The organism is Pseudomonas sp. ADAK18 (assembly GCF_012935695.1).
Classification (GTDB): Bacteria; Pseudomonadota; Gammaproteobacteria; order Pseudomonadales; family Pseudomonadaceae; genus Aquipseudomonas.
Map to the genome: position 1 here is coordinate 5,095,434 of NZ_CP052859.1, position 24,410 is coordinate 5,119,843.

The 24,410-nt window shown below is 59.4% G+C and carries 21 protein-coding genes; 11 read left to right on the forward strand and 10 right to left on the reverse strand.

From position 1 onward, the window contains the following. Positions 1-58: 58 nt before the first annotated feature. Both HKK55_RS23120 and HKK55_RS23125 read left to right on the forward strand, forming a co-directional pair. Complete coding sequence (locus HKK55_RS23120; protein ID WP_169356733.1) at positions 59-1,099, forward strand: low specificity L-threonine aldolase; 1,041 nt, start codon at positions 59-61, stop codon at positions 1,097-1,099. A 194-nt stretch (positions 1,100-1,293) separates the two neighbouring features. Then, the gene (locus HKK55_RS23125; protein WP_169356734.1) at positions 1,294-1,494 is read left to right on the forward strand and encodes a hypothetical protein; all 201 of its coding nucleotides are present in this window, start codon (positions 1,294-1,296) and stop codon (positions 1,492-1,494) included. 75 nt (positions 1,495-1,569) lie between these two features. Here the strand turns inward: HKK55_RS23125 and gbcB are convergent, their stop codons facing one another. Then, complete coding sequence (gene gbcB, locus HKK55_RS23130) at positions 1,570-2,670, reverse strand: glycine-betaine demethylase subunit GbcB (RefSeq protein WP_169356735.1); 1,101 nt, start codon at positions 2,668-2,670, stop codon at positions 1,570-1,572. Positions 2,671-2,954: 284 nt separating this feature from the next. Here gbcB and gbcA point away from each other — a divergent pair, with 284 nt between their 5' ends. Further along, a complete protein-coding gene (gene gbcA / locus HKK55_RS23135; RefSeq protein ID WP_169356736.1) occupies positions 2,955-4,250 on the forward strand; it encodes a glycine-betaine demethylase subunit GbcA in 1,296 nt (431 codons plus the stop codon). A 761-nt stretch (positions 4,251-5,011) separates the two neighbouring features. Here gbcA and HKK55_RS23140 read toward each other — a convergent pair. The 7 genes from HKK55_RS23140 to HKK55_RS23170 all read right to left on the reverse strand — a co-directional run bounded on the left by HKK55_RS23140 (position 5,012) and on the right by HKK55_RS23170 (position 13,550). Beyond that, positions 5,012-5,578: a GNAT family N-acetyltransferase gene (locus HKK55_RS23140; protein WP_169356737.1), complete on the reverse strand. Its 567-nt coding sequence runs from the start codon at positions 5,576-5,578 to the stop codon at positions 5,012-5,014. Between the two features lie 98 nt (positions 5,579-5,676). Then, a complete protein-coding gene (locus tag HKK55_RS23145; protein WP_169356738.1) occupies positions 5,677-6,447 on the reverse strand; it encodes an electron transfer flavoprotein subunit beta in 771 nt (256 codons plus the stop codon). 15 nt (positions 6,448-6,462) lie between these two features. Continuing rightward, positions 6,463-7,683, reverse strand: a complete 1,221-nt coding sequence (locus HKK55_RS23150; protein ID WP_169356739.1) for an electron transfer flavoprotein subunit alpha/FixB family protein — start codon at positions 7,681-7,683, stop codon at positions 6,463-6,465. Continuing rightward, entirely contained in the window at positions 7,683-9,638 is a 1,956-nt protein-coding gene (gene dgcB / locus HKK55_RS23155) for a dimethylglycine demethylation protein DgcB (protein ID WP_169356740.1), read from the reverse strand. The genes HKK55_RS23150 and dgcB overlap by 1 nt, the downstream gene beginning before the upstream one ends. A 155-nt stretch (positions 9,639-9,793) precedes the next feature. Beyond that, positions 9,794-11,854: a dimethylglycine demethylation protein DgcA gene (dgcA, locus tag HKK55_RS23160; protein ID WP_169356741.1), complete on the reverse strand. Its 2,061-nt coding sequence runs from the start codon at positions 11,852-11,854 to the stop codon at positions 9,794-9,796. Positions 11,855-11,869: 15 nt separating this feature from the next. Next, positions 11,870-12,400 (reverse strand): DUF5943 domain-containing protein, encoded by a 531-nt coding sequence (locus HKK55_RS23165; RefSeq protein ID WP_008033249.1) that lies wholly within the window; start codon positions 12,398-12,400, stop codon positions 11,870-11,872. 172 nt (positions 12,401-12,572) lie between these two features. Beyond that, a complete protein-coding gene (locus HKK55_RS23170) occupies positions 12,573-13,550 on the reverse strand; it encodes a dipeptidase (protein WP_014340593.1) in 978 nt (325 codons plus the stop codon). A 220-nt stretch (positions 13,551-13,770) separates the two neighbouring features. On the opposite strand from HKK55_RS23170, the gene HKK55_RS23175 reads away from it, so the two are divergent. The 4 genes from HKK55_RS23175 to HKK55_RS23190 all read left to right on the forward strand — a co-directional run bounded on the left by HKK55_RS23175 (position 13,771) and on the right by HKK55_RS23190 (position 18,193). Beyond that, a complete protein-coding gene (locus HKK55_RS23175) occupies positions 13,771-14,172 on the forward strand; it encodes a lysozyme inhibitor LprI family protein (protein ID WP_169356742.1) in 402 nt (133 codons plus the stop codon). A 106-nt stretch (positions 14,173-14,278) separates the two neighbouring features. Then, positions 14,279-15,436, forward strand: coding sequence for an MFS transporter (locus tag HKK55_RS23180; RefSeq protein WP_169356743.1), 1,158 nt, complete (start codon positions 14,279-14,281; stop codon positions 15,434-15,436). Positions 15,437-15,475: 39 nt separating this feature from the next. Further along, positions 15,476-15,907 (forward strand): DUF3010 family protein, encoded by a 432-nt coding sequence (locus tag HKK55_RS23185; RefSeq protein ID WP_169356744.1) that lies wholly within the window; start codon positions 15,476-15,478, stop codon positions 15,905-15,907. A 123-nt stretch (positions 15,908-16,030) separates the two neighbouring features. Continuing rightward, a complete protein-coding gene (locus tag HKK55_RS23190; protein ID WP_169356745.1) occupies positions 16,031-18,193 on the forward strand; it encodes an FAD-dependent oxidoreductase in 2,163 nt (720 codons plus the stop codon). A gap of 166 nt (positions 18,194-18,359) precedes the next feature. On the opposite strand, the gene HKK55_RS23195 is transcribed toward HKK55_RS23190, so the two are convergent. Both HKK55_RS23195 and HKK55_RS23200 read right to left on the reverse strand, forming a co-directional pair. After that, a complete protein-coding gene (locus tag HKK55_RS23195) occupies positions 18,360-19,544 on the reverse strand; it encodes an AAA family ATPase (protein WP_169356746.1) in 1,185 nt (394 codons plus the stop codon). A gap of 68 nt (positions 19,545-19,612) precedes the next feature. Beyond that, positions 19,613-20,557 (reverse strand): GlxA family transcriptional regulator, encoded by a 945-nt coding sequence (locus tag HKK55_RS23200; protein WP_169356747.1) that lies wholly within the window; start codon positions 20,555-20,557, stop codon positions 19,613-19,615. Positions 20,558-20,750: 193 nt separating this feature from the next. On the opposite strand from HKK55_RS23200, the gene HKK55_RS23205 reads away from it, so the two are divergent. From HKK55_RS23205 to HKK55_RS23220, 4 genes are all read left to right on the forward strand, one after another. Next, positions 20,751-21,695: a choline ABC transporter substrate-binding protein gene (locus HKK55_RS23205; protein WP_169356748.1), complete on the forward strand. Its 945-nt coding sequence runs from the start codon at positions 20,751-20,753 to the stop codon at positions 21,693-21,695. Positions 21,696-21,773: 78 nt separating this feature from the next. Continuing rightward, positions 21,774-22,661, forward strand: coding sequence for a 3-keto-5-aminohexanoate cleavage protein (locus HKK55_RS23210; protein WP_122310432.1), 888 nt, complete (start codon positions 21,774-21,776; stop codon positions 22,659-22,661). Positions 22,662-22,827: 166 nt separating this feature from the next. Further along, positions 22,828-23,793, forward strand: coding sequence for an L-carnitine dehydrogenase (locus HKK55_RS23215; RefSeq protein WP_169356749.1), 966 nt, complete (start codon positions 22,828-22,830; stop codon positions 23,791-23,793). A gap of 137 nt (positions 23,794-23,930) precedes the next feature. Beyond that, the gene (locus HKK55_RS23220) at positions 23,931-24,407 is read left to right on the forward strand and encodes a thioesterase family protein (RefSeq protein ID WP_169356750.1); all 477 of its coding nucleotides are present in this window, start codon (positions 23,931-23,933) and stop codon (positions 24,405-24,407) included. Positions 24,408-24,410 lie beyond the last annotated feature (3 nt).

The window sequence follows — 24,410 nt, forward strand, 5'->3', positions numbered from 1 at the left end:
GCGTGCGCCCGACAATCTTGGTTAAAGTGCGCACCAACATCGACCACAGGAACGGGCCATGACTGACAAGAGCCAACAATTCGCCAGCGACAACTATTCCGGCATCTGCCCGGAAGCCTGGGCCGCCATGGAACTGGCCAACCAGGGCCATCAACGCGCCTACGGTGACGATGAATGGACCCACCGCGCCGCCGACGGTTTCCGCAACCTGTTTGAAACCGACTGCGAAGTGTTCTTCGCCTTCAACGGCACGGCGGCCAACTCCCTGGCCCTGTCGTCGTTGTGCCAGAGCTACCATAGCGTGATTTGCTCGGAAACCGCCCACGTCGAAACCGACGAATGCGGCGCACCGGAGTTTTTCTCCAACGGCTCGAAACTGCTCACCGCCCGCACCGAAAACGGCAAGCTGACCCCGGAATCGATCCGCGAGATCGCCCTCAAGCGCCAGGACATCCACTACCCCAAGCCGCGCGTGGTGACCCTGACCCAGGCTACGGAAGTCGGCAGCGTCTACACCCCGGAAGAAATCCGCGCCATCAGCGTTACCTGTAAGGAACTGGGGCTGAACCTGCACATGGACGGCGCGCGGTTCTCCAATGCTTGCGCGTTCCTCGGCTGCTCGCCTGCCGACCTGACGTGGAAAGCCGGCGTCGACGTACTGTGCTTTGGCGGCACCAAGAACGGTATGGCGGTGGGTGAGGCGATTCTGTTCTTCAACCACAAACTGGCCGAAGACTTCGATTATCGCTGCAAACAGGCCGGGCAACTGGCTTCGAAGATGCGTTTCCTCTCCGCCCCGTGGGTAGGACTGCTGGAAAACGACGCCTGGCTCAAACACGCTCGCCACGCCAACCACTGCGCACAGTTGCTCAGCAGCCTGGTAACGGACATCCCTGGCGTGGAATTGATGTTCCCGGTGCAGGCCAACGGTGTGTTCCTGCAACTCTCGGAACCGGCGATTGCCGCGCTGACGGCCAAGGGCTGGCGGTTCTACACCTTCATTGGTAAAGGCGGCGCGCGGTTCATGTGTGCGTGGGATACCGAGGAAGAACGGGTAAGAGAGTTGGCTGCCGATATCAGGGAAGTGATGAACGCTTAAAGTAGGACTCAGGCCAGCGCGTACCGGCCTATTGCCGAGTCTGTTTTTTGATATTTCTGACAGCATCGCATTGCGATTTCATTGTCTAGCCTCTTGGAACCCGGAAGGAAAGCGCAGCGATATCTGCCACCTTCCGGAATTAACCGCCTGCCGAATAATCGGCCGGAGACAGAAATCAAATGGAGAGCTGAATTATGGAATATCAAAGCAACGTCAACACCCTACAAAGCGACGGCACTGTCAGCACTACGGTTATCGACTGGGATGAGTTCAGGAAATACGCAAAAGTGGGCGACACCATCCGCGAGCCATCAAGGACGCTGAGGATCTACGACAAAGCCTATGAATTGACAGCATCAGGCCAGCACTTCGTCGTCCATATCTACGCCCAGTAATCATTAACGTCTAAGGCCCGCGTCGAAGACTCATGACCTTCGACGCGGAACTGACGTGACTTAAAATCCCCCGATTCAAAACTCAATCCGCACATCACCCTTCGGCACGCTGCAGCACGACAGGATGTAGCCTTCGGCTTCGTCTTCCTCGGTGATGCCGCCGTTGTGCTCCATTTCGACTTCCCCACCCAGCTTCATCACCTTGCAGGTCCCGCAAATCCCCATGCCACAGGCTTTCGGGATCAGCAGCCCAAGCTTGGCCGCAGCGGCGTGGACGGTTTCGCCCGGTGCCACGCGAATGCTTTTGCCCGACGAGATGAACTCCACCTGATGCAGATCCGCCAGGTCGATTTCCGGTGCATCTGCTGCTTGCTCGGCTTGCTCCACGGCATCGGCACGGGCTTCCGGCGGCGTCGCGCCGAAGGATTCCTCGTGGTAGCGGCTCATGTCGAAGCCGTTGGCTTCCAGCAAACGCTTGACCGCATTCATGTACGGCGTGGGGCCGCAGCAGAAGACTTCGCGCTCCAGGAAATCGGGCACCATCAGCTCGAGCATTTTCTGGTTGAGGTAACCGCGATAACCGGCCCATGGCTCACCCAGACCGTGCTTCTCACAGATCAGGTGCAGGCTGAAGTTGTCGATCCGCGACGCCATGTGTTCCAGCTCGCGGTGATAGATGATGTCTTTTGGCGAGCGGGCGCTGTGGACGAAGACCATGTCGACATTCGCGTTGGTGTCGTAGAACCAGCGCGCCATGGACATCACCGGGGTGATACCAACACCACCGCTCAGGTACAGCACTTTCGGGTTGGTGTAGTCGATAGCGTTGAACAGTCCGACCGGCCCGTGCACCGCCAGCTCTTGCCCTTCATGAAGAGTGTCGTGCAGCCAGTTGGAAACCTTGCCGCCCGGTACGCGCTTGATGGTCACCGAAAAGCTGTAGGGCACCGATGGCGAGCTGGAAATGGTGTACGAACGCATGATCGGCTGGCCGTCGATTTCCAACTCCAGGGTGACGAACTGCCCCGGCTTGAAAAAGAACAGGATCGGCTGGTCAGCCATGAAGCAGAAGGTGCGCACGTCCCAGGTTTCCTGGATGACTTTGACGCAACGGACGATGTGCCGACCATTGGCCCAGGTCTGGGTGGTTACCGGATTCAGGAAGCTGTTGGACATGCTGTTCTCCATAGCCGTGTGCTCGGCCTTATGATGGCGATTCTGCGTAACGCGCGAATCACCCATTTACCTATCTGCGACATTCACATACTTATCGCGACCAGCCCCCAACTACCGGGGGTTACGCGTCGGGAACAGATTGGGCCATGTCGCCCATAGATAAGGTTCAGGCTAGCGCCGGCCCCACACTCGCAGCACATAAAGACGCTTTCTTTACGCCTTGCACAGCACCAACCGTAGCCACTATTCGCCGGCCACACAGAATGGCCATGAGGACACACACGATGGACGTCACCGCAACCTTAAGCTTGGGCGATCCGCTGGAACCCGCACGCAAGGCCACCGCGCAAATGCTGCAAGAGCGCGAGCGTACCTATTCGCTGCCGCAGCCGTTTTACTCTGATGAGCGGCTGTTTGATATCGACATGCAGGAGATCTTCCAGAAAGAGTGGTTGATCGCCGGCATGACCTGCGAAATCCCCACCAAGGGCAACTACATCACCCTGCAAGTGGGTAAGAACCCAATCATCGTGATTCGTGGTGCTGACGGCGTGGTTCACGCGTTCCACAACGTCTGCCGCCATCGCGGTTCACGCTTGTGCACCAGCGACAAGGGCAAGGTGGCCAAGCTGGTCTGCCACTACCACCAGTGGACCTACGAGCTGGACGGTCGCCTGCTGTTCGCCGGCACCGAGATGGGCGCTGACTTCGACATGAAGCAGTACGGCCTCAAGCCGGTGAACGTGAAGACCGCCGGCGGCTACATCTTTATCAGCCTGTCGCAGAACCCGCCGGCCATCGACGACTTCCTGTCGACCCTGAGCCACTACATGGAACCCTACGACATGGAGAACACCAAGGTGGCGATTCAGACCACCTTGTTCGAAAAAGCCAACTGGAAGCTGGTGCTGGAAAACAACCGCGAGTGCTACCACTGCAACGCCTCGCACCCGGAACTGTTGAAAACCCTGCTGGAATGGGACGACGTCACCGACCCACGGGCCGACCAGGCCTTCAAGGACCACGTGGCTGCGTCTGCTGCTGCCTGGGACGCCGAGAAAATCCCTTACGCCCACGCCAGCTTCGGCCTGCGTAACCGGATCGTGCGCATGCCACTGCTCAAGGGCACGGTGTCCATGACCCTGGATGGCAAGCAAGGCTGCAAGAAACTGATGGGCCGCATCCAGAACCCGGACCTGGGTTCGATGCGCATCCTGCACCTGCCGCACTCGTGGAACCACTGCATGGGCGATCACATCATCGTCTTCACCGTGTGGCCAATCAGCGCCCAGGAAACCATGGTCACTACCAAGTGGATCGTCCACAAGGACGCCGTGGAAGGCGTGGACTACGACGTCGATCGCATGCGCCAGGTATGGGACGCAACCAACAACCAAGACCGTCGTCTGGCGGAAGAAAACCAGCGCGGGATCAATTCCACCGCGTATCAGCCGGGGCCGTACTCCAAGACCTATGAGTTTGGGGTAGTGAACTTTGTGGATTGGTACAGCGAGCGGATGCTGAGCAACCTGGGGGCGGCACCAGCGCCGTACCTCAAAGGCGTTGCCGTACACGAGTAACAGGCTGCCGATCAAAAATGTGGGAGCCGGACTTGCCCGCGATAGCGGTTTAACATTCAACCCTTGTGTTGGCTGTTACTCCGTCATCGCGGGCAAGCCCGACTCCCACACTGGTTTGTGGCTGTACAAAATTCGTCCAACACCTTGGCAGACCACTCCCACCCTGCCCTCCAGCCATCGCCCAACAACTTATCCACAAAGCCACCCACAGCAATTGTGGGCAACTGCTCTTCCCTCTCGAAATAAAACCAAGAAAATCCGTGACTTATTCAAAGCACGGGCTTTTACCCACTATTGATCAATTTTTGATCTAAAGCCTGTAAGCCACGGATTGTATGGTCTACAGGGGAACGCGAACACCTTATCCACAGAAGCACCAACAGACTTTGGGGGCAACTTTGGCCTTTCTGTGGAAAACCGACTGTGGCTAAGGAAAATCGAGGCTTTGACGGATATTTAAAGCTGAAATGACGATATTGATCATATTTTAATCAGGTCACTGAAAGCCTTTGTTCATATGGCCTGTAGCGGATAGCAAACATCTTATCCACAGAAGCGCCAACAGACTTTGGGGGCAAGTATGAGCCGGGTACTTTCCTTATCCACAGAAAAACCCAAGGAAAAACCGTCAGTTAGGTTGGTTGTTTTTCGTACAGAGGGCTGCAGGGCTTGATTTGCCTGGGATGTGGACAGCCGCAAACAGGTTATCCACAGGTGGGCCAACAGGGATTGTGGGTAACCGCCGCGTTAGCCATCCGGGGTTAGGGATACTGCATCAAGTAGGCTTCGCCCGTAACACGCAGCATCGGGTGCGGGGTTATCGAGCAACTGCCGACAATACGAAAACCATGGCGCTCATAAAATCGTCGGGCGCCTGTGTTGGCGGCGTAGTCGATCAGGCTCAAGCCAATCAATCCAAGCTCCTCGGCCCGCGCACGCGCACGGGTGAGAAACTTCAAACCCAACCCTTGGTTACGCCAATCTTCGTGCAGCGCCAGACTGGAGATATAGAGGGTGTCGGGTATTTCCAGATCTGCATAAGGTGCCAGCACCGGATCGGTAACCGGCGCGGCGTCCGGGTCATGGTGCATCGCATAGCTGTGCATCATGCCTACCACTTGGCCCTCGGCCTCGGCTATCAGGCAATTTTCATAGGAGAAATCTACACCGCTACGCGCATACCGACGGGTACCGACATCCAGAAGCTCCTCACCCGGCTGCGCAAGCTGGCTCCAGATGTAGGCGGCAGCACCCTCGGAGGAGATAAGGAACAACCTCGAGATTTCCCGGGAGTCACTCGACAGTGCTGGACGAAACGTGACGGACATGGTGCTGAATCCTTTGGCCTGAAGTGTTTTGTTTAGCCTCGTCTGCACGCACTGACAAGTCACTCGGCCTTGCCATATATGAGTGTTTGTTTCGAGACTTAACGGACAACCCCTTCCTCAATCAACAACTTGAGAATCGCTTGGGCACCCTCTTCGGCGCTAACGCCCTTGAGCACCTGCCCGCCACCACCGCTGGCCTTGGCCGTGGCTGCTTTCATCCGGTCGGCACCGCTCTTGGCCTTGATCACTTTGAGGCGCTTGGGCCGAGGTTTGGCCGGTTGCAACACCGCGCCTGTGAATAACTCATCGTCCAGTACCTGTACGTCATGGGCCGTCAACTCCCCACGTTGCGCCGGACCGTAAGCACTTTGCCGAGGCTTGGGTGCGGCGTTATCCACAGTGGCGAGAAACGGCAGACGTACTTTCAAGCGCCGCCGCTGACCACGGGGCAAGGCTTGCAGCACATGGGCCACGCCGCTCTCAATAGACTCCACCTGGGCCAGGCCGACAATCAACGGCCAGCCCAACTGCTCGGCCAACAGGAACGGCAACATGCCCGAACCTTCACCGGTTTCCGCCTGGCTGCCGGTAAGCACCACCTGGGCGCCAGCCTCCCGTAAATAGTCACCCAGCACCGGTAAGGCATCGGCGCCAGCGGGTTGCTCCAGCACGTGCAGTTGTTCCAGCCCCATGCCCAGATAGGCGCGCAGGGTCGGCTCAGCAATATCACCGGCATGCAGCACTTGCAGGTTATCCCCAGCCAGTTGCAAACCCAGTTCCACGGCGCGGGCATCCTGTTCCGCGCGGCGTGGCCGGCCGGAGGTCGGGTGGGCGCCGATAGATACCAGGCTGATTACATGGGTCGTCATGGCCATATCCTTTGCTTAAGCCGCATCGCGCTTGGCGCCGCTGCGGTAGGTCTCGACCGCGGCGATCAAGGCTCGAAGTATTTCGGCGCTTTCGCCAATCACCGACAGGTCGGCACGCTTGATCATGTCGCAGCCAGGGTCGAGGTTGATCGCCACCACCTTGTCGCAGGCACCAATACCTTGCAGATGCTGGATTGCCCCGGAAATCCCCACCGCCACGTAAACCCGCGCAGTGACCCAGGTGCCGCTGGCGCCGACCTGGCGATCACGCGCCATAAAGCCATCGTCCACCGCCACCCGGGAGGCGCCTTCGGTGGCACCCAGTGCCGCGGCGGTCTGGTGGAACAGCGCCCAGTCCTTGACCCCGTTGCCGCCAGAGAAAATAAACTCGGCCTCGGCCATGGGAATCGCTGCCGGGTCCACCGCCACTGCACCGAGGTCTTCAATACGCGGCAGACTGCGGGCCAGGCTTGTGGATAACTCCTCCGGCAACACTTCGTGACGGGTTTCGCTGACGGGATCGGCGCACTCCGCTGCCGCCAGAATCAGCCGTGGCAGCGGACGGGCCAAGTCCTCCTGACCAGCACCGGCGCGGCCAATGCACTCTTGTCCCTTGATCTGCCAAACCCGTGTAGCCGGGCGTTCCTTGAGACTTGCGGCAAAGCGCCGGCCCAATTCACCGCCACCGCTGCGGCTGTCTGGCAGCAACCAATGGAGCGGGCTGAACTGGTTATCCACAGCCCGCAGGCCCTGGACCCGCTGCTCCGGTGAATACCCCTCGAACTCATGGCCGTCCAGCACCAGCAGCCGATCCACACCGGCTGTGGCAAAGGCGTTTTCCTTGTGTTCACCGAACACCACGGCCAGCACTGCGCCGTCGCTGCCGGCCAACTGCCGGGCCAGGCCCAACAAGTCACGGTCGTGGCTGCTCAGGCGGCCACCGACCATGTCCGGTACCACGTTGATATAGAACGCCGGGACAGCAACCTGATGCAACGGAAGCTGCACTTCCACCGCCGCCGACCGTTTGGCCGCGCCGCCCTGCTGGGCACCACTGCGATCGATACGCTTGATGCCGTTGGGGCCGATAAAACCGACACCATGAACATTCTTGCGGATGATACCGTTAGGTCCCATCCAACTGTGTTGTACCGGCTGCATGGCCGCGTGCAGCGGGTGCAGACGGTTGCGGGCGATCCATTCAGCCCGTGGGTCGCGGCGGATAATGTCGCTCATCAATGCACCTCCGCAGATTCATGCTGGATAGGGCGCTTGATCGGTGTCTTGGCCGGTGCGGAGTCTTCCAGCAGCGCGTCAGCCACCAACTCGGCGATGTCCAAGATCCGTGGACGCGGTTCGACCACACCTTCAAGCATTGCCGTGCACTGTGGACAACCCACGGCCACCAGCTCGGCGCCCGTCTCGCGGATGTCTTCCATGCGCATATCGGGAATCCGCTGCTTGCCGGGAATATCGGTGATCGGCGCGCCGCCACCGCCACCGCAGCAGCGGGAACGGAAGCCGGAACGTTGCATTTCCTTGACCTCGATCCCCAACGCCCGCAGCACTTGGCGCGGAGCCTCGTATTCACCGTTGTAGCGCCCCAGGTAGCACGGGTCGTGATAGGTCACGCTGCTGCCTTTGTGCTGGCCCAGGTTGAGGGCGCCGGCGTCGATCAGCTCGGCCATGTAGGTGCTGTGGTGCTGCACTTGGTAGTTGCCGTCGAAGGCGCCGTATTCGTTTTTCAGCACGTGGAAACTGTGAGGGTCGCAGGTGACGATGCGCTTGAAGTTGTACTTGGCCAAGGTCTGAATATTGCGTGCGGCCAACAGTTGGAAGGTCGCTTCATCGCCAAGACGTCGGGCGACATCACCGCTATCGCGCTCTTCAAGACCGAGCACGGCAAAGTCGACCTGGGCCGCCTTCAGCACTTTGACGAAGGCGCGCAAGGTACGCTGGTTGCGCATGTCGAAGGCACCGTCGCCGACCCAAAACAGCACGTCGACACTTTTCTTGTCGCTGAGCAATGGCAGGTTCAAATCCGCCGCCCAGTTCATCCGCCCGCCCGGCGCAAAGCCGCCCGGGTTGTCGGTGGCAATCAGGTTCTCCAGGACTTCGGCGCCCTTGTTCGGCGTCGCGCCTTTTTCCAGGGTCAGGTGGCGGCGCATGTCGACGATGGCGTCCACGTGCTCGATCATCATCGGGCACTCTTCCACGCAGGCGCGGCAGGTGGTGCAGGACCACAAGGTCTCGGCGTCCACCAGGCCGTTGACGATCGGTTGATGAGGGTTGCCGCCGTGTTCGCCGATGGCCTTGCCCGGATACGGGCTGCCGGCGAACTTGGCATCGGTGCCGCCGGCCAGGCCGACAACCATATCCTGGATGAGTTTTTTCGGGTTCAGCGGTTGACCGGCGGCGAACGCCGGGCAGGCCGCTTCGCACTTACCGCACTGCACGCAGGCGTCGAAGCCGAGCAGTTGATTCCAGGTAAAATCCACAGGCTTTTCCACGCCCAATGGCGCGGTTTTGTCGGCCAGGTCCAGCGGTTTCAAACCGGTGGAACGGCCACCGCCAAAGCGCTCGGCGCGGCGGTGCCAGGCCAGGTGCAACGCACCGGCGAAGGCATGCTTCATCGGGCCGCCCCAGGTCATGCCGAAGAACATTTCCGACACGCCCCACAGCACACCCACACTCAGCAGCGCTGCCAGCAACCAGCCGCCGAAGTCTGCCGGCAGAATCCCGGCCACGGGCAAGGTCACCAGGAAGAAGCTGACGGAGAACGCCATCAGGCTTTTCGGCAGGCGCATCCACGGGCCTTTCGACAGGCGCGACGGTGGGTTGCGGCGACGCAGGTAAACGAAGGTAGCGCCAACAAACATCAGCACCGAAGCCAGCAGCAAGGCATAGCCGAGGATGCGGTTATGCAGGCCGAAACCATGCACCAGAATCGCCAGCAGCGCCGACAGCACAAAGCCCAGGGCGGTAGCGACGTGGGTGTTGGCAATGTATTTGTCACGCGCGACCACGTGGTGCAGGTCGACCATGTAGCGCTTGGGCATGGCCAGCAGGCCGCCGATCAAGTCAACCTTGGATGAGCGGCCACGGCGCCACATGTTCATCCGGCGCAACGCGCCGAGGACCGCAAGGCCCAACGCGGCGAACAAAAGAACGGGAAGCAAGGTGTTCAACATGGTGAAGCTCCCACAGATCACACAGGTCTAATGTGGGAGCGGGCTTGCTCGCGAAGGCGCAGTGTCAGTCACCCAATGTACTGACTGATCCACCGCTTTCGCGAGCAAGCCCGCTCCCACATTTTTAACCGAGTACACATTGGTTCAGTGTCGGGTCAGAAATCCTTGCACAGGCGCAGGGCGTCATAGATCGCAGCGTGGGTATTACGCTGAGCCACACAGTCACCGATGCGGAACAGCAAGTACCCCTCGCCCGTCTCGCTCAAGCACGGTTGCGGCTTGATCGCGAACAAGGCTTCGATGTCCATCTGGCCCTTGTTGCGCGAACCTTCCTTGAGCCCGTAGTAGATCTCTTCATCCGGGCGCACACCGTTCTCGACCACCACCTGGTCCACCACTCGTTCCTCTTTGGCGCCGGTGTATTCGTTCTCCAGCACCGCCACCAGCTTGTCGCCTTCGCGATAGACCTTCTCCAGCATCATGTCGCCGGTCATGATCACTTCTTTGGGGTACATGCTGCGGTAGTACGTCGGGAACGATGTACCGCCGATGGCCACGCCCGGCTTGATGTCGTCGGTGACGATCTCCACCTGGCTGCCCTTGTCCGCGAGGAAGTCCGCCACCGACATGCCGGTGAACTCGCAGATGGTGTCGTAGACCAGCACGTTTTTGCCCGGCGCAACCTTGCCGTCGAGCACGTCCCAACTGCTGACCACCAGGCCTTCAGCGGCGCCCCAGTGTTCGTTCTGTTCAAGGAACGGATGACCGCCCACCGCCAGCACGACTACATCCGGACGCAGGTCCAGAATGGTCGCCGCATCCGCCGCCACGCCCAGGCGCAGGTCGACATTCAGCCGCGCCAGTTCCAGCTGGAACCAGCGGGTGATCCCGGCAATCTGGTCCCGTTGCGGGGCTTTGGAAGCGGTGGTGATTTGCCCGCCGATAAACTCTTTCTTCTCGAACAGCGTCACGTCGTGGCCACGTTCAGCGGCAACACGCGCGGCTTCCATCCCGGCAGGGCCGGCACCTACCACAACCACCTTGCGTTTAGGTCCGGTGGATTTCTCGATAATGTGCGGCACGCCCATGTATTCACGGGAAGTCGCGGCGTTCTGGATGCACAGCACGTCCAACCCTTGGTACTGACGGTCGATGCAATAGTTGGCGCCGACGCACTGTTTGATCTGGTCGATCTGGCCCATCTTGATCTTGGCGATCAGGTGCGGGTCGGCGATGTGGGCGCGGGTCATGCCGACCATGTCCACATAACCGCCTTCAAGGATGCGCGTAGCCTGGTTCGGGTCCTTGATGTTCTGCGCGTGCAGCACCGGAGCCTTGACCACTTCCTTGATCCCGGCCGCCAGGTGCAGGAATGGCTCCGGTGGATAACTCATGTTCGGGATAACGTTGGCCAGGGTATTGTGAGTGTCGCAACCCGAGCCGACCACGCCGATAAAGTCCAACATGCCAGTGTCGTCGTAGTACTTGGCGATCTGCTTCATGTCCTCGTGGGACAGGCCGTCCGGGTGGAATTCGTCGCCACACAAACGGATGCCGACGCAGAAATCCGGGCCCACTTCGGCACGCACGGCCTTCAAGACTTCAAGACCAAAACGCATGCGGTTTTCAAAACTGCCGCCCCATTCATCGGTGCGCTTGTTGACCCGCGGGCTCCAGAACTGGTCGATCATGTGCTGATGCACCGCCGACAGTTCCACACCGTCCAAACCACCGGCCTTGGCCCGCGCCGCTGCACTGGCGTAGTTGCCGATCACCCGCCAGATTTCTTCCGGCTCGATGGTTTTGCAGGTCGCACGGTGCACCGGCTCACGGATGCCCGACGGCGACAACAGCGTCGGCCAATGCTCGCCATCCCAGCGCGAGCGACGGCCCATGTGGGTAATCTGGATCATGATCTTGGCGCCATGCTTGTGCATGGCATCGGCCAGGTTCTGGAAGTGCGGGATGATCCGGTCATCGGCCAGGTTCACCGATTTCCACCAGCCTTGGGGGCTGTCGATGGCCACGCTGGAAGAACCGCCGCAGATCGCCAGGCCGATCCCGCCCTTGGCTTTCTCTTCGTAATACTTCACATAGCGGTCGGTGGTCATGCCGCCGTCGGTGGCATACACCTCGGCGTGGGCGGTACTGAGCACGCGGTTGCGGATGGTCAGTTTGCCGATCTGGATCGGCGCAAACATTGCTTCGAAAGCCATGGCAGGGTCCTCGACTTACAACGGCTTGACGGTGAACAGGCCGTCGTCGTGGCCCTCTTCGGAGCCGCCGTAGACTTGCTCGGCCACCGTTCGGATCTTGCTGCCGCGGGCTTGCAGAATCTGGTCCATGGCCCCGGCAAACCAGCCGGTGAACATGTAGTCAACCTTGCGCCCGACCTTGCCGTACACGTAGACGAACGCAGAGTGTTCAAGCTTGACGCTGGCGGTGCCTTTGTCGAGGTCGATGTCCTGGATCTTGAACAAGCCCCAGCCGCGTTGCGACAGGCGCTTCATGTAGTGCTCGAACACCGCAACGCCTTCCAAGCCGTGGCATTCAGCTTCTTTTTCGCACCAGTGCCAGGCGGACTTGTAGCCGGCCTTGTAGAGGATTTCGGCGTAGGCGTCAGCGCCCAGGACTTCTTCGATGCCCATGTGGTTGTTGACGAAAAAGTGGCGCGGTACGTAGAGCATCGGCAGGGCGTCAGAGGTCCAGACACCGGTTTCGCTGTCGACTTCGATAGGCAATTGAGGGGCGATCTTGGCCATGGGGTAAAGCTCCAGAATTCAGTATGTGGTTGTAGCCGCTGCCGAGGCACGAGGCTGCGATGCGTGTCCGCAGGACCGCCGCTTTGGGGCTGCTACGTCGGAATGCCGCACCAAGCCCATCGCAGCCTCGTACCTCGGCAGCGGCTACAGGAGTTGTGTTGAGATCGAGGGCTTATTCGCCCCAGACGTCCTTGAGGACGTTGACCCAGTTCTCGCCCATGATCTTGCGCACCACACGCTCAGGATGGCCGCGCTTGAGCAGGGTCTCGGTGAGGTTGGGGAACTCGCCCACGGTGCGGATGCCCAGCGGGTTGATGATCTTGCCGAAGCTGGTCAGGCGGCGGGCGTAGCCCTTGTCATGGGTCAGCATTTCAAAGAAATCCTGGCCATGGCCCTGGGTGAAATCGGTGCCGATGCCGATGGCGTCTTCGCCGACGATGTTCATGGTGTATTCGATGGCTTCGGCGTAGTCGTCGATGGTCGAATCGATGCCTTTGGCCAGGAACGGCGCAAACATGGTCACGCCGACAAAGCCGCCATGGTCGGCAATGAACTTGAGCTCTTCGTCGGACTTGTTGCGCGGGTGCTCTTTAAGGCCCGACGGCAGGCAGTGGGAATAGCACACCGGCTTTTTCGATTCGAGGATGACTTCTTCGCTGGTCTTGGAACCGACGTGGGACAGGTCGCACATGATGCCGACACGGTTCATCTCGGCGACGATCTCGCGGCCAAAGCCCGACAGACCGCCGTCGCGCTCGTAGCAACCGGTGCCGACGAGGTTCTGGGTGTTGTAGCACATCTGCACCACGCCAACGCCCAACTGCTTGAAGATCTCGACATAGCCGAGCTGGTCTTCAAACGCATGCGCATTCTGGAAGCCGAAGATGATCCCGGTCTTGCCCTGCTCCTTGGCGCGACGGATGTCAGCGGTGGTTTTCACCGGGATCACCAGGTCGCTGTTCTCGCGGATCAGTTTCTGGCTGGCGGCAATGTTGTTAATGGTGGCCTGGAAACCTTCCCACACCGACACGGTGCAGTTGGCAGCGGTCAGGCCGCCTTTGCGCATGTCTTCAAACAGGTCGCGGTTCCACTTGGCAATGATCAGCCCGTCGATAACGATGCTGTCGGCGTGCAATTCGGCTGGGCTCATCAGGCGTCCCCTTATTGGCGATTCATGCGCCGAATCGTCTGCCGGCGCTTTGGGGCCAGCATATGCCCAGGGGCTGATGGAGCCGGGTGCAAAAACGACAGGGGAATTGCCGAAAGCGTCAATCCACGACAAAGGCCAACATGACATCTCTGACTGGTGTCTGTTCTTTGTCCTACGCTTGAGCCAGAATTTGGCCCATCACCTGATATGAGACGGCGCAATGAAATCGATTCTCCTGGCTTTGGCACTCATCGCAACCGGCGTACACGCGGCAGAAGACACCGACAGCACGCCGTGTGACGGCATCGAAAACGACAAGCAAACCCTGGAATGCGCCACCTACAACAAAACCACTGCCGAGCAATTGCTCAAGGATAACTACCAGGGCCTGCTGGAACGCATGGGTAGCACCTATGCCAGCAACAAGGCGCAGCTGGCAGACATTACCGCTCGTCTGAAGGATGCCCAGCAAAAATGGGACAAGTTGCGGGACGCCGATTGCGCCGTGGACACCTTCCCAGCCGTGGCGGGGAGCAAGGAATATGCGATTGCGCAAAATGATTGCCTGGCGCGCATGAGTGATGAGCGGTCGGAGTTTCTGGAATCGATCGGGCAGGAGTAATACGCGAGCATTGATGCGTGATTCACTGAATTCGCCTGTTTGTTGACTTGCCAGTCAACCCATTCCTTCGCCATGATCGCCGTCCATTTCTCCTGTGCGGCGCCTCATGAACCCACGCATCTACCTGCTCGCCCTCGCCGCCTTCGTGGCCGGTATCGATGAAAACCTGGTAGGCGGGATTTTGCCGTTATTGTCCCGGGAACTGGGTGTCACCCTGAGCGCTGCCGGGCAGCTGACGGCGGTGTTTTCCCTGACCTTTGCCGTGTGCGCCGCGCCGCTGCTGTCGCTGACGTCGCGAATTGAACGGCGCACACTGCTGATCGCCGCCTTGCTGACCTTTGCGCTGGGCAACCTGGGTTCCGGGCTAGCGGTAAATTACTGGATGCTGCTGGTCTGCCGGATCGTCAGTGCCGGCAGTTGTGCCTTGGTGGTGGTCCTGGCGTCAACGTTGTCGGCATCGCTGGTGGAGACGCGTTTACGTGGGCGGGCGATTGGCATTGTGTTCATGGGCATCAGCGGTTCACTGGTGCTGGGGATTCCTGTCGGTATCGCCTTGGGTGACTCACTGAGCTGGCGAGCGCCGTTTCTGCTGTTGGCACTGTTGGCCGTGGTGATTGCAGGGCTGCTGCGCCTCACGCTACCGACCTTCGCCAGCCGCCCACCTACATCGTTGCGCGATTACTGCCGCCAGTTGGTGATTCCCAAGCTGCTATTGGCGCAACTGGTCTCCGTATTGCTGCTGACCGGGCATTTCGTGCTGTTCGCCTACCTGGCGCCCTACGTGCAACAGACCATGGGCATCCACGGTGTGTCGCTGAGCTATCTCTATGTATTCTTCGGCATTGCCGCGATCAGCGGTGGCTACTGCGGCGGCTGGCTGTCGGATCGGCTGGGGTTCAAGCGGGCGCTGGTGCTGATTCCCGCGCTGTTCACCCTGGTCATGGCACTACTGCCGTGGGCGACCGGTTCGTGGGTGAGCTTCCTGGTGCTGTATGCACTGTGGATGGCCTTGAGCTGGACCATCTCGCCGGTGGTACAGAACTACTTGCTGCACACCGTGCCCGAGGCCGGCGAAGCCAATGTGGGGATTAATACCTCGGCGATGCACCTGGGCGTGGCCTTGGGTGCTGCGCTGGGCGGTGTGGTAATCGCCAAGGGCAGCCTGGAAATAACGCCGTTGGTCGGCGCGCTGGTGACGGCACTGGCGCTGACCGCTGCGTGCTTGAGCCTGATGTCTGGCGCGCGCCGAGCGCTTCGAGCCTGATACCATTCGCGGCTTCTCCACCTCTTCCAAGGCGACCCCATGAGCATTTGCGGCATTGAAATCAAAGGCAGCGAGGCGATCATCGCCGTCGTCGCCCTGGACAACCAGGCGCTGAGCCACGTCGCCCTGGCCACCAAGAAAATCGCCCTCGAAGACGACGATGAAGCAGCCAACGTCAAAGCGTTCGCCCATCAGGTGACTGCGTTTGTACGCGATAACGGCATTACCCGCATCGCCATCAAGAAGCGCAGCAAAAAAGGCGAGTTCGCCGGCGGCCCGACCACGTTCAAGATTGAAGGGGTGTTTCAGCTGCTGGACGGTGTTGAGGTGACGCTGCTCTCGCCTCAAACCATCAATGCGCAGAACAAGAAACATGACTTCGCCCTGCCGGCGACACTGAATAAGTATCAGCATGAGGCGTACAAGGCGGCGTGTTTAGAGGCAATTAAAACCTCTACAAAAAAACGCTAAATGTACACAAAATCGTCGATACACCGATAGCCTTGATAATTTTCGCATTCAACTACACTGGTTTTTACTGCTTATTCGAGCAGTAAAAACCAACGAAATGCGATTGATTCAAGGAGAATGATCATGTCTTGGTTTCCATCCTTAGGCGCCCTGGGAGGTAGCAGTGGCGCACACATCCAGGCCGGCCCGCAAACGATCCGCCAGCTCAGGACAGGCACTTCACGTCTGATAGATGCATACCCTTATGACTACGCAGAAATCCTTCGAGCCTCCAGCCCGGAGGGCGGCTGGCTGGCCCAACCTCTGGTAGGGGCAGAAAAGGACGCCCGAGTCATCATTATCGGGGCTGGAATGTCCGGTCTGTTGACGGCAAGGGAGTTGCTACGAGCGGGTTTGAACGTGACATTGTATGAACGTAACCAACTGGAGGACATCGATGCCGACTGGCACCGGTATAACTACGGTCGAGCCCGAAGCTTCGTACGCAAGCTTCAGTCCGATACCGTGTGTGAACTCGGAGCCATGCGTTTTCCTGCGAAAGCCAAAGTCACTTGGGAAATGTTCGGGGACGTGCTGGGCGAGGATACGCTGCTCGATTTGTTTCCCAATCCAGGCATAGTGCCCACAATCCTGTGCAAGGATGGCATCACCTACCCTTGGATGAGCGGCAGTGCTCAAGCACCTGACCTGCCTGCGCAGTTCATGACTGTTTCCGTTGACACGCGCGATGCCATCAACGCCATCGAGGGAGGAGGCACCACTATTCTGGAAGTCCTGGCGTTGCTTGAACAGCCGCAATTATCCTCCGAAGAGGAGAAGCGCATCCAGGATTTCTGGGTGTCGATGATTCAACGCTTTGACAAGTTGAGCCTGGGTGACTGGATCCATGAGTACGTCGCAGAGCCCAAGGGATGGACGCCCGAGCAAATGTCGATCTTCGTCAATCTCGGCTTCGGAACCGGTGGCATGGGCAGCATGTTCCCCATGGGCTTTCTCGAAATGCTGCGGATTTGGCTCTGGGACTATTTGGATGAGTATGCGCTACCACCTGGGGTGGGGGTGGGCACAATTGCCCATAGGCTGTTGGGCAAACTCATGGATGAGTTTGGGGCAAATGGTAAAAATACGTTCACTTTGCATGAGCGACATGAAGTCCAGGAACTGGGACTGTTCCTGACACCCGACGAGCTGTCCGCAAAACCAGGGATACTGGTACGCGATCTCAAAGGACAGGGAATAGAAGGGGCTACGCTGACACCGGTCCATGCCGACTATGTAGTTGCAGCCGTTCCTCATACCGCCATGCTAACCATGATGTCGCTGGCAAGTGAGCTAAGTTACCCGCGCAATGGCACACGGGTAGAAGTCCCGCTCGATGGCAAACGCTATGGGTTCTACAGTTACTTTGAAAAGTCATGGTCAACAACCTATGACAGTCGTATCGCCCCGCTGAAAAACGCCATCGCGCGCCTCAATATGATGAACGCCAGCAAATCCTTTTATGTCATGCCGCAGGCTCCCTGGGCAGCAGGCTCGGTGCTGGCCGATAGTTGGCGGCGCATCGACAACAGCCCCATACAGTGTGTGCTGAGCGAGGGCTGGACACGTGCCAGCTACTTTATTCCGACTACTTCAGAGAGCCAGAAAGGTCCGGTTGCTGCCTTGCTTTCCTACACTTGGAGTCTGGACTCGAACAAGGCTCGCAGCGTGCTTGACGTTGCCCCTTCCCGGGAAAACGGTACGACGGCCATTCCGATGTTTACCGAAAACCCTAATTGGTTCGGACCCGGATATCCGAAAGAGTGGTGGAGAAGCTACCGTGCCAGCGCTGCGGTACTGCCCTATATTCAGACCGTTCCACACCGCGTCAGAACAACGGAGTACTTCAACTCCATACTGGGCAGCAACCAGAGCGACTCCAATGCGATCGGCATTGACTGGCAGGACCAAGCTGGCGCAACAGGTGCATTCAAGCTCGACGCCGCAGGGGATTTCGCGACGTCCAATGCTCTATGTAACTTGTATCTTTTCACCCAAGATCCTGGATTCAACGTCAGCGAAAGGGATCGTACCTATCAAAAAATATTCCTGTCCTCGGACAGTGCCAGCAACTATCCAGGCTGGTGCGAAGGAGCCTTTATGTCAGGCATGAATGCCGCCATCGGCGTATTGGCCAATATCAATCAGAGCAAACTCAAACCCGAACCAGCGCAGTTGCTGCAAGGCAATCCACTCGCCGCCGTCAATCGGCTGATACCGCTTAAACCCTACATCAGACAGGTATAGTCAACTTATCGAATGGGATTAACGTCATGAAGGTCGTCGCTGAAGTGTGTAGTAGCCCCCTCCTCGCTAGCCTTTCCCAGCGCAGTATCGAGTAAGCGAAACCAGTCTCTGGGCTGGTTTCGCTTCTGAGCCCCTTCCCCATCCTATCGATCTCAATGCTTGCACATCATTCATTCGTTTTACTTCGCCTGCCGTGCTGCAGCCAATCGCCAAACGACTTGTCTTCCAGCGCATAAGCCCCGCGACTTGATTTCCAGACCAACTCCTTGTCGCGCAGAGCATCGATACAGGCCTGAATAGTCTGCGTGCCCGGCACCACATCGCTGCCCATCGCCTCCAACGCCTTGCCCACCGCCGTGAGCGTGCTGTCGGTGAACGGCGCAAACGGCTCGTTGTTCTGGGAGCGCTCGACCATCACTTCCAGTACCGCTCGTTGCGGCACGGTCAGGGCATTCCAAGCACTTTCAAACTCAGTCCACACGCCCGCGCGCAGGAATTCGGCACGGTTGTGCAGCAATTGGCTGAGGTTGCTCGCATCGCCGAGGTCCAGTGCGACTTCGCTGATGATGGTGCGCAACATCTCCGGGCGACGGCCGACCAGTTCGAAGGCTTCATCAATATCGGCAGCGCTGAACTGATTGGTGTCGGCCAATTGGGCATTGAGGTGCGCGGTGTAGGCCTGGGTGAACTCTTTGCCGAGCAAGGGAAACGGGGTAATGCTGGAGCCGAAAAACGGCTGGCTTTTACCGAGCACCAGATGGGCAAGTTTGTCGCGGTTGGAGCCGGTGAACACCAGGCGCAAGCCGCTGCCCTCACCTTCACGGCCTTGGTTAAGCTGATCCCGCGCCGCCTTGAGGGCGAACATCGCGTTGATACCGGCCTCGGTGGTCAGCGCGTGTTGTGCCTCGTCAATCACCAGCACTACGGTTTTCTGCGCCGCGCTATGGAGCAACTCTAACGCTTGAGTCAGCGTGGCCCCGGCCGGCAGTTGAGGCTTGGTGAAGTCCCAGGACAAGGTGCGCAGGAAGCTAAGCTTTTCGACGCCGATGGATTTAGCCAGTTTGCGAATGCCGTTTTCATAGGGCACCAAGGCGGCGGCGATGGCTCCGGCGATCAGGTCTGCCGGGTCTTGTTCCTTGTTGGCCCAGAGGTCGACATACACCGCCAACCAGCCCCGAGCCTGGCACTCCGGGATCAAGTCTTCGCGTAAAAAGGTACTTTTGCCCGTGCGACGCGGCGCCGCCAGGAACAGGCCGGAGGTGAAATCCTGGATCCCGGTACCCACCAGGCCATCGGCAATGCTGACGGCCAGCGCGGGCCGACGAAACACGAAACCAGTGTTCTTCGACATGGCTTTATACTCAATTATGGAAACGACTATAAATTATAGTCACGAGTATAATTTACTATAATCGGCTGTCAAACCACCTCCCGTCGCCGGTCTTCCCTCGGGCACTTGGCAAACCGCGCCCGGTAGCTACGGGTGAAATACGACGGCGATTCAAACCCGCAGGCAATGCTCACCTCCAGCACGCTCATGTCGGTCTGGCGCAGCAGTTGCCGAGCCTTTTCCAGGCGCAGGCCGAGGTAAAAGTTGCTTGGTGTATCGTTCAGGTGCAGCCGAAACAGCCGCTCCAACTGCCGCCGTGTGACCTTGATCGCCTCCGCCAGCGCCAGCGTGCTCAGCGGCGGTTCAGTGTGCTGTTCCATCTCGCCGATCACGTGCACCAGCTTCTTGTTGTTGATGCCGTAGCGTGTGGCTATTTGCATGCGCTGGTGGTCTTTGCGGGGGCGAATGCGGCCCAGCACGAACTGTTCGGAGACCTGGACCGCCAGTTCCGGCCCGTGGGCCTGGCTGATCAGGTCGAGCATAAGGTCGATAGACGCGGTACCGCCGGCGGAGGTGATACGCCGACGGTCGATCTCGAACAGTTCCTGGGTCACCGTCAGCTGTGGATAAGATTCCTTGAAGGCGTCGATGGCTTCCCAATGCAGGGTCAGGCGGTGGTCGTCCAGCAGGCCTGCCTCGGCAAGGACAAAGCTGCCGGTGTCGATAGCGCCGAGGGTCACGCCGTCGTTGTCGAGGCGGCGCAGCCAATGCTCGAGTGCAGGCGTGGCGAACTTCAACGGTTCGAAACCGGCCACCACCAATAAGGTCGCGCCCTTTTTCAGCGGTTCCAACGCAGCGTCGGCGTTAACCGACATGCCATTGCTCGCCAGTACTGCGCCGCCATCGGCGCTCAGCACATGCCAACGGTACAACTCACCACGAAAGCGGTTGGCCACGCGCAGCGGTTCGATGGCGGAAATAAAGCCGATGGCGGAGAAACCCGGCATCAGCAAAAAGTAGAAATCCTGGGACATGGAGCGCACTCGTGGGACGGGTAGCGTGGTCACTGTGATACGCCAGTTCAATCGGCGATTCAAGAGCACAGGTCGCTGCAGTGCAAGAGCTGGTCGCCGCCGTGCGTTTTGTCGGGCATCAAGCTGAGTAACTTGGCTGCACGGCGCACAAAGACGCCGGAACCCACAATAACGACCTGCCGAGGGATCCACCATGAACCGACTGATCAGCCGTTGTGTGCTTGCACTCAGCGCCAGCGCCATTTTGAGCACCCACGTAATGGCCGCCGACGCCGCGTCCTGCCAGAACGTGCGCATGGGCGTGGTGAACTGGACCGACGTGATCGCCACCAGCGCCATGACCCAAGTGCTGCTCGACGGCCTCGGCTACAAAACCAAACAAACCAGCGCGTCCCAGCAAATCATCTTCGCCGGGATCCGCGACCAGCGCCTGGACCTGTTCCTCGGTTACTGGAACCCGCTGATGACCCAGACCATCACGCCGTTTGTCGACGCCAAGCAGGTCAAGGTCCTCGACGCGCCCAGCCTCAAGGACGCCCGCGCCACCCTGGCGGTCCCGACTTACCTCGCGGATAAGGGCCTGAAAACCTTCGCCGATATCGCCAAGTTCGAAAAAGAGCTGGGCGGCAAGATCTACGGCATCGAACCCGGCTCGGGCGCCAACACCCAGATCAAGGCAATGATCACCAAGAACCAGTTTGGCCTGGGCAAATTCCAACTGGTGGAGTCCAGCGAGGCCGGCATGCTCGCCGCCGTAGACCGCGCCGTGCGGCGTAAGGAAGCCGTGGTGTTCTTCGGCTGGGCGCCGCACCCGATGAACGTCAACGTGGCGATGACTTACCTCACTGGCAGCGATGACGCCCTGGGCCCGAATGAAGGCATGGCCACGGTCTGGACCATCACGTCTCCAACCTATGCCGAGCAATGCCCGAATGTGCAAAAGCTGCTGACCAACCTGACCTTCACCGCCGCCGACGAGAGCCGGATGATGCAGCCGCTGCTGGATCACAAGGACGCTTTCGAGTCCGCCAAGCAATGGCTCAAGGATCACCCGCAAGACCAGCAGCGCTGGCTGGAAGGCGTAACCACCTTCGATGGCAAGCCGGCAGCGGCCAACCTGCAATTGACCAGCAAATAACTTTTTCCGAATCACCGTTTCGCAGCTGAGGTTGGCTGCGAACGGCATCACTACGCCCGCCTGTAAGGAACCTGCCCCATGAACCACGACGTCATCATCACCTGCGCACTCACCGGTGCTGGCGACACGACCGCCAGAAGCCCACACGTGCCGGTCACCCCAAAACAAATCGCCGCCGCGGCGGTGGAAGCTGCCAAGGCTGGCGCCACGGTCGTGCATTGCCACGTACGTGACCCCGAGACCGGCAAGTTCAGCCGCGACGTGGCGCTGTACCGCGAAGTGATGGAACGCATCCGCGAGGCGGACATCGACATCATCGTTAACCTCACCGCCGGCATGGGTGGCGACCTGGAAATCGGTGGCGGCGAGAACCCGATGGAGTTCGGTCCCAACACCGACCTGGTCGGCCCGCTGACCCGCCTGGCCCACGTTGAAGCGTTGCTGCCGGAAATCTGCACCCTGGACTGCGGCACCCTGAACTTCGGCGACGGCGACACTATTTATGTTTCCACCCCAGCCCAACTGCGCGCTGGCGCCAAGCGCATCCAGGAACTGGGCGTGAAGGCCGAACTGGAAATTTTCGACACCGGTCACCTGTGGTTCGCCAAGCAGATGATCAAGGAAGGCCTGCTCGACAACCCGCTGTTCCAACTGTGCCTGGGCATCCCATGGGGCGCACCGGCTGACACCACCACCATGAAAGCCATGGTCGACAACCTGCCGGCGGACGCCGTGTGGGCCGGCTTCGGCATCGGCCGCATGCAAATGCCGATGGCGGCGCAAGCGGTGCTTCTGGGCGGCAACGTGCGGGTTGGCCTGGAAGACAACTTGTGGCTGGACAAGGGTGTGCTGGCAACCAACGGGCAACTGGTGGAACGCGCCAGCGAGATTCTTAGCCGCCTCGGTGCGCGAGTCATGACCCCGGCTGAAGGCCGCATCAAGATGGGTTTGACCAAGCGCGGCTAACCACACTTTCCCGGTCGGAACCGGATCAGTGTGGGAGCGGGCTTGCTCGCGAATGCGGTGAATCAGTCACCTAATGCATCAACTGACATACCGCATTCGCGAGCAAGCCCGCTCCCACACTGATCCGGTTCCTATACATAATCACCGAACCTGTCAGGAATCAGCCATGAGCTTTATCACCGAAATCAAAACCTTCGCCGCGCTGGGCAGCGGTGTTATCGGCAGCGGTTGGGTGTCCCGCGCCCTCGCCCACGGCCTCGATGTAGTGGCCTGGGACCCGGCACCGGGAGCTGAAACCGCCTTGCGCAAGCGCGTTGCCAACGCGTGGGGCGCCCTGGAAAAACAAGGCCTGGCGCCGGGCGCATCTCAAAACCGCCTGCGCTTTGTCGCCACCATTGAAGAGTGCGTGAAAGACGCCGACTTCATCCAGGAAAGCGCCCCGGAACGCCTGGAGCTGAAACTGGAATTGCACAGCAAGATCAGCGCGGCAGCCAAGCCGAATGCGTTGATCGGTTCAAGCACTTCGGGGCTGTTGCCCAGCGAGTTTTATGAAGGTTCGACTCACCCGGAACGTTGCGTGGTGGGTCACCCATTCAACCCGGTGTACCTGCTGCCGCTGGTAGAAGTGGTGGGCGGCAAGAACACCGCGCCGGAAGCGATTCAAGCGGCGATGAAGGTGTATGAATCCCTCGGCATGCGCCCGCTGCATGTGCGTAAAGAGGTGCCTGGCTTTATCGCTGACCGTCTGCTGGAAGCGCTGTGGCGCGAGGCGCTACACCTGGTCAACGATGGTGTGGCGACCACTGGCGAGATCGATGATGCGATCCGCTTTGGTGCCGGTTTGCGGTGGTCGTTCATGGGGACTTTCCTGACCTACACCTTGGCCGGTGGCGACGCGGGGATGCGGCATTTCATGGCGCAGTTTGGGCCGGCGTTGCAGTTGCCGTGGACCTATTTGCCAGCGCCTGAGCTGACCGATAAGTTGATTGACGATGTGGTGGATGGCACCACTGAACAGCTGGGAACGCACAGCATTTCGGCGCTGGAGCGCTACCGTGATGATTGCCTGCTGGCGGTGCTGGAGGCGGTGAGGACGACCAAGGAAAAGCATGGGATGACCTTCGCCGAATAACCGCTGAAGATCCAATGTGGGAGCGGGCTTGCTCGCGAAAGCGGTGGGTCAGTTTATGCATATTTGACTGCCCCACCGCTTTCGCGAGCAAGCCCGCTCCCACATTTTTGACCGAGTACACATTTGGAACTGTAACCATGCCCGCGCTCACCACCTACACCACCAAAATCCTCCCCGACTGGGTCGACTACAACGGTCACCTGCGCGACGCGTTTTACCTGCTGATCTTCAGCTACGCCACTGACGCGCTGATGGACACTCTGGGCCTGGATAGCGAAAACCGCGAAGCCCGCGGCAACTCGCTGTTCACCCTGGAACTGCACCTCAACTACCTGCACGAAGTGAAGCTGGGCGCCGACGTCGAGGTCCACACCCAACTCATCGCCCACGACCGCAAACGCCTGCACCTCTATCACAGCCTGCACCTGGTGGGCGAAGCACGGGAGCTGGCGGGTAACGAACAAATGCTGCTGCACGTTGATCTCACCGGGCCGCATTCGGCGCCATTCAGTGAAGCCGTGCTAGGCAAGTTGACGGCCATCAGCGCCGAGCAAATTGACCTGCCGAAACCGGCTCTGCTCGGCCGAGTGATTGGACTGCCACCCCAAAAATAAGGA

Bases quoted from the DNA above. Each gene is read 5' to 3' on its own strand.
- HKK55_RS23120 (WP_169356733.1), top strand. From the start codon at position 59: ATGACTGACAAGAGCCAACAATTCGCCAGCGACAACTATTCCGGCATC.
- HKK55_RS23125 (WP_169356734.1), top strand. From the start codon at position 1,294: ATGGAATATCAAAGCAACGTCAACACCCTACAAAGCGACGGCACTGTC.
- gbcB (WP_169356735.1), bottom strand. From the start codon at position 2,670: ATGTCCAACAGCTTCCTGAATCCGGTAACCACCCAGACCTGGGCCAAT.
- gbcA (WP_169356736.1), top strand. From the start codon at position 2,955: ATGGACGTCACCGCAACCTTAAGCTTGGGCGATCCGCTGGAACCCGCA.
- HKK55_RS23140 (WP_169356737.1), bottom strand. From the start codon at position 5,578: ATGTCCGTCACGTTTCGTCCAGCACTGTCGAGTGACTCCCGGGAAATC.
- HKK55_RS23145 (WP_169356738.1), bottom strand. From the start codon at position 6,447: ATGACGACCCATGTAATCAGCCTGGTATCTATCGGCGCCCACCCGACC.
- HKK55_RS23150 (WP_169356739.1), bottom strand. From the start codon at position 7,683: ATGAGCGACATTATCCGCCGCGACCCACGGGCTGAATGGATCGCCCGC.
- dgcB (WP_169356740.1), bottom strand. From the start codon at position 9,638: ATGTTGAACACCTTGCTTCCCGTTCTTTTGTTCGCCGCGTTGGGCCTT.
- dgcA (WP_169356741.1), bottom strand. From the start codon at position 11,854: ATGGCTTTCGAAGCAATGTTTGCGCCGATCCAGATCGGCAAACTGACC.
- HKK55_RS23165 (WP_008033249.1), bottom strand. From the start codon at position 12,400: ATGGCCAAGATCGCCCCTCAATTGCCTATCGAAGTCGACAGCGAAACC.
- HKK55_RS23170 (WP_014340593.1), bottom strand. From the start codon at position 13,550: ATGAGCCCAGCCGAATTGCACGCCGACAGCATCGTTATCGACGGGCTG.
- HKK55_RS23175 (WP_169356742.1), top strand. From the start codon at position 13,771: ATGAAATCGATTCTCCTGGCTTTGGCACTCATCGCAACCGGCGTACAC.
- HKK55_RS23180 (WP_169356743.1), top strand. From the start codon at position 14,279: ATGAACCCACGCATCTACCTGCTCGCCCTCGCCGCCTTCGTGGCCGGT.
- HKK55_RS23185 (WP_169356744.1), top strand. From the start codon at position 15,476: ATGAGCATTTGCGGCATTGAAATCAAAGGCAGCGAGGCGATCATCGCC.
- HKK55_RS23190 (WP_169356745.1), top strand. From the start codon at position 16,031: ATGTCTTGGTTTCCATCCTTAGGCGCCCTGGGAGGTAGCAGTGGCGCA.
- HKK55_RS23195 (WP_169356746.1), bottom strand. From the start codon at position 19,544: ATGTCGAAGAACACTGGTTTCGTGTTTCGTCGGCCCGCGCTGGCCGTC.
- HKK55_RS23200 (WP_169356747.1), bottom strand. From the start codon at position 20,557: ATGTCCCAGGATTTCTACTTTTTGCTGATGCCGGGTTTCTCCGCCATC.
- HKK55_RS23205 (WP_169356748.1), top strand. From the start codon at position 20,751: ATGAACCGACTGATCAGCCGTTGTGTGCTTGCACTCAGCGCCAGCGCC.
- HKK55_RS23210 (WP_122310432.1), top strand. From the start codon at position 21,774: ATGAACCACGACGTCATCATCACCTGCGCACTCACCGGTGCTGGCGAC.
- HKK55_RS23215 (WP_169356749.1), top strand. From the start codon at position 22,828: ATGAGCTTTATCACCGAAATCAAAACCTTCGCCGCGCTGGGCAGCGGT.
- HKK55_RS23220 (WP_169356750.1), top strand. From the start codon at position 23,931: ATGCCCGCGCTCACCACCTACACCACCAAAATCCTCCCCGACTGGGTC.